Annotated in this window: 9 protein-coding genes and 1 pseudogene; 5 read left to right on the top strand and 5 right to left on the bottom strand. The window is 57.5% G+C overall.

The features are described 5' to 3' along the window. Positions 1 to 114: 114 nt before the first annotated feature. The gene (locus tag AC1DRJ_RS15000) at positions 115 to 624 is read left to right on the top strand and encodes a DUF2165 family protein (RefSeq protein ID WP_477802853.1); all 510 of its coding nucleotides are present in this window, start codon (positions 115 to 117) and stop codon (positions 622 to 624) included. A gap of 28 nt (positions 625 to 652) precedes the next feature. Here the strand turns inward: AC1DRJ_RS15000 and AC1DRJ_RS14995 are convergent, their stop codons facing one another. Next, complete coding sequence (locus AC1DRJ_RS14995) at positions 653 to 1,555, bottom strand: DMT family transporter (RefSeq protein WP_477802852.1); 903 nt, start codon at positions 1,553 to 1,555, stop codon at positions 653 to 655. Between the two features lie 138 nt (positions 1,556 to 1,693). Here AC1DRJ_RS14995 and AC1DRJ_RS14990 point away from each other — a divergent pair, with 138 nt between their 5' ends. Beyond that, the gene (locus tag AC1DRJ_RS14990; RefSeq protein ID WP_477802851.1) at positions 1,694 to 2,569 is read left to right on the top strand and encodes a helix-turn-helix domain-containing protein; all 876 of its coding nucleotides are present in this window, start codon (positions 1,694 to 1,696) and stop codon (positions 2,567 to 2,569) included. Positions 2,570 to 2,723: 154 nt separating this feature from the next. Here AC1DRJ_RS14990 and AC1DRJ_RS14985 read toward each other — a convergent pair whose 3' ends face one another. After that, entirely contained in the window at positions 2,724 to 3,131 is a 408-nt protein-coding gene (locus AC1DRJ_RS14985) for an HPF/RaiA family ribosome-associated protein (protein ID WP_477802850.1), read from the bottom strand. 213 nt (positions 3,132 to 3,344) lie between these two features. Further along, the gene (locus AC1DRJ_RS14980) at positions 3,345 to 4,292 is read right to left on the bottom strand and encodes a LysR substrate-binding domain-containing protein (RefSeq protein WP_452625004.1); all 948 of its coding nucleotides are present in this window, start codon (positions 4,290 to 4,292) and stop codon (positions 3,345 to 3,347) included. 135 nt (positions 4,293 to 4,427) lie between these two features. On the opposite strand from AC1DRJ_RS14980, the gene AC1DRJ_RS14975 reads away from it, so the two are divergent. Further along, complete coding sequence (locus AC1DRJ_RS14975) at positions 4,428 to 5,804, top strand: L-serine ammonia-lyase (RefSeq protein WP_477802849.1); 1,377 nt, start codon at positions 4,428 to 4,430, stop codon at positions 5,802 to 5,804. Between the two features lie 372 nt (positions 5,805 to 6,176). After that, a complete protein-coding gene (locus AC1DRJ_RS14970; RefSeq protein WP_477802848.1) occupies positions 6,177 to 6,494 on the top strand; it encodes a DUF3509 domain-containing protein in 318 nt (105 codons plus the stop codon). Here the strand turns inward: AC1DRJ_RS14970 and AC1DRJ_RS14965 are convergent. Continuing rightward, a pseudogene (locus AC1DRJ_RS14965) lies at positions 6,491 to 6,754 on the bottom strand (phosphate-starvation-inducible PsiE family protein); the annotation flags it as partial. The gene AC1DRJ_RS14970 and the pseudogene AC1DRJ_RS14965 sit on opposite strands and share 4 nt — an antisense overlap. A 63-nt stretch (positions 6,755 to 6,817) precedes the next feature. Here AC1DRJ_RS14965 and AC1DRJ_RS14960 point away from each other — a divergent pair. Continuing rightward, complete coding sequence (locus tag AC1DRJ_RS14960; RefSeq protein ID WP_477802847.1) at positions 6,818 to 6,961, top strand: hypothetical protein; 144 nt, start codon at positions 6,818 to 6,820, stop codon at positions 6,959 to 6,961. 32 nt (positions 6,962 to 6,993) lie between these two features. On the opposite strand, the gene AC1DRJ_RS14955 is transcribed toward AC1DRJ_RS14960, so the two are convergent. Beyond that, on the bottom strand, positions 6,994 to 8,016 hold a 1,023-nt coding region (locus AC1DRJ_RS14955), incomplete at its 5' end, for an IS3 family transposase (protein ID WP_477802846.1).

Here is an 8,016-nt window from a genome sequence, read left to right as displayed (position 1 = left end):
GCCCGCTTGTTACACAACTTGCAATTCAGTCAACCCACGAAAAAAAGTTAAGCACTATAGACTCCAAACACCTTATCCAACTTCACGGATAAACAGTGATGGAGCACATCAACTTTGAATAACTTTTCCACTGACAAGATCATCAGGTACAGCAAGTTTTCGCTAATGGCCTATATAAGCTTTTTTGGCCTACTCGTGATGTACAGCAACTTCACCGACTACTCATCCAACTATGAATACGTCGGTCATATCCTGAGCATGGACACCACTCGGGAAAACCTGAGCCTGAGTTACAGGGCCATTACCTCGCCCATGCTCCACCACCGAATCTACTGGTTGATTATTACCCTGGAAGCTATCTTTACAGCTTTTTGTCTGGTAGGTGCCTATCACCTTTACCGAAACATAAACGCGCCCGCCGAGGTTTTCCATGAGGCCAAAAAGTTTTCAATCATCGGATTACTGATCGCCATATTTGTCTATTACGTCTGTTTGCAAGTAATCGGCGTCGAATGGTTCAACATGGATGAATCACACGTTTGGAACGCCAAGGACTGGGCTCGGCATATTGTCGATTTCATATTTCCGTTGCTGATATTCGTCGCCCTCAGGACCGAACGTTGAGCGGCCTCGGCGCTCGGTCCGAGCCTATTTAAGCGAGCTTGCCGGTGCCTTGCGCGATCGGCGCCTTGGGTTTACGGAACACCAGCACATTGCCCAGCATCACCAACACCAAACCGACCAGTGCCGGTGCGGTCCATTGATAGCCTTCGACAAACGCCGAGATATTCAGCGCCACCACCGGGAACAACACCGTGCAATACGCCGCGCGTTCTGGCCCCATGCGACCGACCAGTGTCAGGTACGCGGTGAAGCCAATCACCGAGCCTGGAATGACCAGATACAGCAGCGAACCGAGGTAGCGCGCATTCCATTCGATGTCGAACGGTAYGCCTTTGACCAGGCACCACACCGTCAACATTGCCGCGCCATAGGCCATGCCCCAGGCGTTGGTGGTCAGCGGCTTCAGACCGGCTTTCTGTTGCAGGCTCGACAGCATGTTGCCCGCCGAGAAACACAGGGTCCCAAGCAGTGCCAGGCCCAGGCCGAGCGGGGTTTCGGGACTGGCGGTGTGGCCGGCCAGCTCTGGCCAGAACAGCAAGCCAAGTCCGAACAAGCCCAACGCACCGCCCATCAGCACATTGCGGGCGATTTTCTGGCCGAAGAACACCCGCGCATTCAGCGCATTCCACAACGTGGCGGTGGAAAACACCACGGCGACCAGGCCGCTGGGAATCCACTGGCTGGCGGTCAGGAAACACATGAAGTTGACGCAGAACAGGCACAGCCCCTGCGCCAGACAGATCAGGTGCCCGCGACGGTTCATCACTTGCAGACGTCGACTCAACAGCAGCAGGGCAAACAGCACCAGCGCCGCGAGGCCGAAGCGATAAACGATCGATACCGGAATCGCCACCACGCCCAGCTGCCATTTCAAGGCAATCCAGGTGGTGCCCCAGATCAGCACGGTCAGCAAGTACAACGACAGGTTCATGGCAAGCACTCCTTAATAGAGGTTCAGTGTCCTGCGCCGCACCATTTCGCACTTGCATAATCTTGCGCTTTTGTCAGCCTGGAGGCTGGCAGGCCAACGTCTACGGAGTAGGATGCAAAGCGTTGGAGAAAAGCGATCATGCCCGCACTGGAAAACCTGCAAGTCTTTCAAGCCCTTAACCGTTCGCCCAATGCTCGCCTGGAGCACAGCGCCGAACTCGGTGACGGCATGGCTGCAGCCTTGTGGAGCAACCATCATGACGCGCAGGACTACGAAGCGCCGAGCCATCACACGCTGTCGTGTTACATCGCCGGCGGCACCGGCACCTTCCGCCGCGACCAGCCCAGCACCATGGGCGGCCCGGACAAGCTGTGCATCTTGCCCGCCGAGCATCAATCGGGCTGGGTGATCAACGGCGACATTCGCTTGGCCCACTTGTATTTCAGCCCCGAACAATTCGCCCTCGGCTGCGTCACGCTGCTGGACCGAGAACCGCGCGAACTGCAATTGCGCGAAAGGACCTTTCTCGACGATCCGGCGCAAGCACGGCGCTTTCGGCACATGCTTACCCTCAACTGGGACGAACCCGCAGAACGCTTGCTGACCAGCAGCCTGGCCCACGAAATGCTCAGCCACGTGTTGCTTGGCCAGGTGGGCATGCGCGAGGGATTACGCCTCAAGGGTGGACTAGCGGCGCATCAACGGCGGCAGTTGGTGGACTTCATCGATAACCAGTTGGCCGAGGCCATCAGCCTTGGGCAATTGGCCGCACTGTGCGCGTTGTCCGAATACCACTTTGCGCGGATGTTCAGGGAGAGTTTTGGCTTGCCGCCGCATCAGTATGTGTTGGCTCGCAGACTGAGCCGAGCGCGGGAGTTGTTGCGTTCGACTTCACAACCGTTGGGGGAGATTGCGTTGGCGTGCGGCTTTGCCAGTGCGAGTCATTTCACCAATCGGTTTCGGCAGGTTTTGGGCGGGACACCTGGGGAGTATCGGCAGGCGTTTTTGCGGTAATTCCCAAGATAATCGGTGACTGTCAGGCTTGCCCGCGATGAACGATAACGCGGTCTCTTATCAGAGCGATCAGATCGGCGAACCCTGAAACAAGAACGGGCCTGCATCAGCAGGCCCGTTGTCAGTGGTGGAAAGGTAAAAATTGAATCAGGTTTCAGCCGTTCTGTGCAGCCTGTTCGTTCTCGAGAAATTCGTCTTCCAGCAGCGCATCGGCTGCAGCTCGCTCGAAGGGCACCACTGCGGCACGTGGTTTGCCCTGCAGTTTGCCGAACAGGTGTTCCAGCGCATGTTCGAGTTTTTCGGCCGCACCGTCGATCGCCAGTTCCAGGCTAGCGGCTTTATGGGTGACGGAAATCGGCTGGTGGCCTTTTGGCCGCGCTTCCAGTTGGCAGCGCATGTCGTGCGGTCCGGGCTTGTCGCCGTTTTCGTCCCGCAGGTGGACCTCGACGCGGGTCAGGTCCTCTTCATAACGTTCGAGCGTGCTCTCAATGGTAGTACGTACCCACTCCTCCAGTCGGATGCTGCTTTGAATATGGTTATCGCTGTTGACTTGGATTTGCATAGTTCATCCCTTATTTCAGCTAGCTCGCGAGAGGCCCTTCGGCTAGCCCTTGGGCGTCGTCACCGTGACCTCTTGCTTACACAATCGGTCTGCGCGCAGAACATTTCAACCCCTAAAAAAAGATAAATATGGATTAGCAAAAAAACCCGGACAACGAGCAAAAGCGCTGCTAAGGTCGGGAGTTGGGTCCGCTCGCTTGTTCGTCACAATTGCTCACATTTGTTGCTCTGCCAGCGGATGCAAACTTCGGAAGATCCCCGCCTCCTCTACCAACCAGTCATGCACCGCGCGCACGCCCGGATGGCTCAAAGCCCCCGGCGCATACAGCAGCATATAGCGCTTGTGGTTGGGCACGGCCAAGCCGAACGGCACGATCAACGCCCCACGCTCCAGCTCATCGTTGAGCAACGTGCGGCGCGCAATCGCCACGCCCATCCCGGCAATGGCCGCTTCGATGGTCAAGTGATTTCGATTGAAGGTATGCCCGCGTCGCACGTCCGCGCCTTCGAAGCCTATGGCATCGAGATAGAACTCCCATTCCGCATATTCGTAACTGCCGCGCCAGGCAGTGATGTCGTGCAACAACGGGAAATGCATCAGGTCCGCCGGGCCATGCAGCGGTGGGCGACCTCGCAGCAGGCTGGGGGCACAGACCGGGAAGATCTGTTCGTCGAGCAAGGCTGTGGATAACAGGCCGGGGTAACTGCCATCGTTCAGGTCGATGGCCAGATCGAAGTCACCTTCGTGCAGTGGCACGCTGCTGTCCTCGGCCACCAGACGCAATTGAATGTCCGGAAAGCGCTGTTGCAAACGTGGCAGGCGTGGGGTCAGCCATTTGCTCAGGAAGGACGGAATCGAGCGTACCCGCAAAATTCCGCTGATCATTCCGGCGTCCAGCCGGCGCAATTCTGCATCGATGCTGCCGTAAGCCTCGTTCACCGTAATGGCCAGTCGTTGGCCTTCAGCGCTCAGTTCCACGCCCCGGGCACGACGGTGAAACAGGCGAAAGCCCAAACGTTCTTCCAGCTGCCGAATTTGCTGACTGACCGCACCCGGTGTGATGTGCAGTTCTTCGGCGCAACGGGTGAACGACAAGTGCCGCGCGGCACATGAAAACACGTGCAACCAGACGTATGTCTGGGCATGTAATTGACGGCTCATCGTTTAGTCCTGCTAAAGGCTGTCTTAGGAAGTTTCGTTGGTCACACTGGACCGACGTAGGCAGTATCGCCGACATTGCGCTCGTCCTACAAAAATGGCAGCGATTTCTCTTCCATTGCTTGTATAGGCTTTAGCATGGCTATCAGTGTTTTCGATCTTTTCAAAGTCGGTATCGGTCCGTCCAGTTCCCACACCGTCGGCCCGATGCGCGCGGCTGCGACCTTCGCCCAGGCGTTGATGGACCAGGGTTTGCTCGACGCCGTACGCCGGGTGGAAATCCGCCTGTATGGCTCGCTATCCGCCACCGGCGTCGGCCACGCGACCGACCGAGCCTGTGTCATGGGCCTGATGGGCGAATGGCCGGACAGCATCGACCCCACGTCCATCGACAGCCGCATCCAGACCCTACGCGAAACCGGCGAATTGTCCCTGGCCGGCAAAACGAAGATTGCCTTCAACTGGCAGCGCGATCTCCTGCTGTTGGACGAGAGCCTGCCCTACCATCCCAACGCGATGTCTCTGACAGCGTTCGGCGAAACCGGCGAACTCTACGAGCAAACGTACTACTCGATCGGCGGTGGTTTCATCGTCGAAGCGGCGCAAGCCGAGTCCGGCATTGCGCCCGGCAGCGATGTGGTGCTGCCGTACGATTTCTCCAGCGCTGCCGAATTGCTCAGACTCTRCAACAAGCACGGTCTGCGGGTTTCCGAACTGATGATGGTCAACGAACTGGCGTGGCGCAGTGAAGCCGAAATCCGCCAAGGCTTGCTGCACATCTGGTCGGTGATGCGTGAGTGTGTCGAACAAGGCCTGCGTCACGAAGGCATTTTGCCGGGCGGTCTGAATGTGCCGCGTCGTGCCGCGAAACTGCACCGTAGCCTGCTGGAAATCGGCAAGCCGAATGTCATTACCTCCACCCTGTCGGCCATGGAGTGGGTCAACCTGTTCGCCCTCGCCGTGAATGAGGAAAACGCAGCGGGCGGGCGCATGGTCACGGCACCCACCAACGGCGCGGCGGGGATCATTCCGGCGGTGCTGCATTACTACATGAAGTTCAATCCGGACGCGTCTGACGATGACGTGGTAGCGTTTTTTCTGAGCGCGGCGGCGGTCGGCATTCTGTGCAAGAAAAACGCTTCGATCTCCGGCGCAGAAGTCGGCTGTCAGGGCGAAGTCGGTTCGGCCTGTGCGATGGCCGCCGCCGGTCTGGCCGACGTGCTCGGTGCCACACCGGAGCAACTGGAAAACGCCGCCGAAATCGGCCTGGAGCATAACCTAGGCCTGACCTGCGACCCGGTCGGCGGCCTGGTGCAAGTCCCTTGTATCGAGCGCAACGCGATTGCCGCCGTGAAGGCGATCAATGCCACGCAAATGGCCCTGCGCGGCGACGGCAAACACTTTATTTCCCTGGACCGGGTGATCCGCACCATGCGCGATACCGGCGCCGACATGCAGGACAAATACAAAGAGACTTCACGGGGCGGCCTGGCGGTGAGCTGGGTGGAGTGCTGAGGCGCAGGCGTCTCGATTCCGCCAGACGCCGGTCAACGTTATTGCACTGTCTGCGACCGCTTACTCATTCATGCCCTGAAACGGGCCGATAAAAAGAAGGTAGGCCCTCGTGCCGCATGTCGATCACTCAGCTATTTGCGCGGTAATTTCATTTACGGATCGCGGTGCGGCACAGTAAGTCTGCATTGTTCATAACGTTCGTCGCTTTTTTGCCGTGATTCTTGTTCGTCATTTTTTTGCGGCATATCCCTTGCTACGTCACCGCTGAGGCTGTTGAAACCTTAGCGAACGATCTGCCAATGGTCTGGTGGTGCGAACCAACCCGAACATGGTCGGTCAACAACTGCACGTTCAATCAGGCGGTGACGCATCATGGACAACCCTTTCCAGGTCATTACCGATGCCTTTGCACCGGAATACCAGATCAACCTGAGCATTCAGGGTCTGGATGGCAGCATCATGCTGACCCTATCCAACACTGGCCGCGTGATAGTCAAACGCATGATCAGCGCCGAACAACGCAATGACCCCAAACGCCTCAAACGGCTGGTGCAAAGTATTCAATTCGGCATTGCCATCGAACAAGGCCACAGTGCCATGACGATCCTCGAAGCCATGACCGACGGCGACAACCGCTCGCTGCCGCCGCCCCCGTTCAAAGGCCAGTCCCGATCTTCCATCAGGCTTTAAAGCTCGCCTTTCTCCACTTCGGGATGCTCACTGGAACCCGCACCGACCTTGCGTTGCGGGTGTGCGATCTTGACCGAAGGAAACTGCGACGAGGCGTAACGCACCACCAGAATCGCAAACGCCAGCAGCAGAATCCCGGCGCACAGGTAAATGATCCCGACATCCGGCGGATTGTGGTGCGAGACGTTGGAGATCAGCAGCCGCGTCAATGCGGTGATTGCCACGTAGATCAGGAATCGTACAGGCATGTGATTGGTCTTGACCTAGTGGCTGTTACTCACACATTCCACCGGGTAGACTTCCACCATTGCTGAGGATGATCTATGCCTACTGGATACGCCTACATTCGCTATTCGACCCGTCGCCAAGGTGCAGACGACAAGGACAGCGTAACCCGTCAAAAAGCGAGCATACGAGCCATTGCAGCCCGTCATGGGGTCGAGGTGTTGGCGCTGATTGAAAACTGACCCACCGGGGTGCGGCAAAAAACTTGGACTGGTTATGCCGCGAGACCCAGGCTCTCACGATACTCAACAGGACTGAGAGCACCGAGAGAAATCTTGATTCGTTTTTCGTTGTACCAGCGAATGTATGAATCCAGGGCCTGAATGAACTGCTCAATGCTCGTTGACTGCCAGTTGCGAGGATAGAACAGTTCCGTTTTCAGCCGGCCGAAGAAGCCTTCACAAGCCGCGTTGTCAGGCGAGCATCCCTTTCGCGACATAGAACGAATCAGCTTCGCATCAGCGATGCGCGATAACCAGCCGGGCCAGCGATAGTGAGCGCCGCGATCGGAGTGAACGACTGGCCGTTTGCTGTTGCCGGCCACCGTTTCGACGGCGACATCCAGCATCGTGTTCACAAGATCGGCGTCTGGACGCGTGCCGATTGTCCAACTGATGACCAGCCCATCGAAGCAGTCAATCATGGGGGACAGGTACACCTTGCCGGCCGGGATCTGGAACTCCGTGATGTCCGTGAGCCATTTCTCATTTGGGGCAACAGCCGTGAAGTCGCGGTTGACGAGGTTTTCCGGCGCGGGACTGATCTCCCCGAGGTAGGAACCGTATCGACGCCGTTTCGGCTTGGCGACGACCAGGCATTCCTGCTTCATCAAGCGCTGCACCACCTTCTCTGACAGACGCACACGCTGCTTGCTCAGCGACGCCCGCATCCGGCGGTAACCATAGCAGCGATGATTGAGCTCGAAGATGTCCGCCATGGCACGACGCACTTCGGTGTATTTATCCGCGACCTGCATTCGGGCTCGATGATAGAAATAGGAGCTTCGGGCCAAGCCCAGCGCTTCAAGCAGCTCTGACAAGGAGTATGTCTGCCTCAGGGCATCAGTCAGCAATGTCTTCTCCCTATTGGTCAGGACTTGCCGGTCGATGCCCGTATCTTTTTTTATGAGTTCATTCGCCTTCATCAACAGTTCGTGCTCAAGTTGTAGACGGCGCACGTCGAGCCGAAGAGATTCAAGTTGCCGCTCCAACTCTTCTCGCTCCGGTGACGATGGAGT

Source organism: Pseudomonas sp. P5_B2, from assembly GCF_056400445.1.
This window is presented reverse-complemented; position numbering and strand designations above follow the sequence as displayed.

Coding starts and splice junctions, on each gene's coding strand:
- AC1DRJ_RS14990 (WP_477802851.1), top strand. CDS start 1,694: ATGCCCGCACTGGAAAACCTGCAAGTCTTTCAAGCCCTTAACCGTTCG.
- AC1DRJ_RS14960 (WP_477802847.1), top strand. CDS start 6,818: ATGCCTACTGGATACGCCTACATTCGCTATTCGACCCGTCGCCAAGGT.
- AC1DRJ_RS14970 (WP_477802848.1), top strand. CDS start 6,177: ATGGACAACCCTTTCCAGGTCATTACCGATGCCTTTGCACCGGAATAC.
- AC1DRJ_RS14985 (WP_477802850.1), bottom strand. CDS start 3,131: ATGCAAATCCAAGTCAACAGCGATAACCATATTCAAAGCAGCATCCGA.
- AC1DRJ_RS14980 (WP_452625004.1), bottom strand. CDS start 4,292: ATGAGCCGTCAATTACATGCCCAGACATACGTCTGGTTGCACGTGTTT.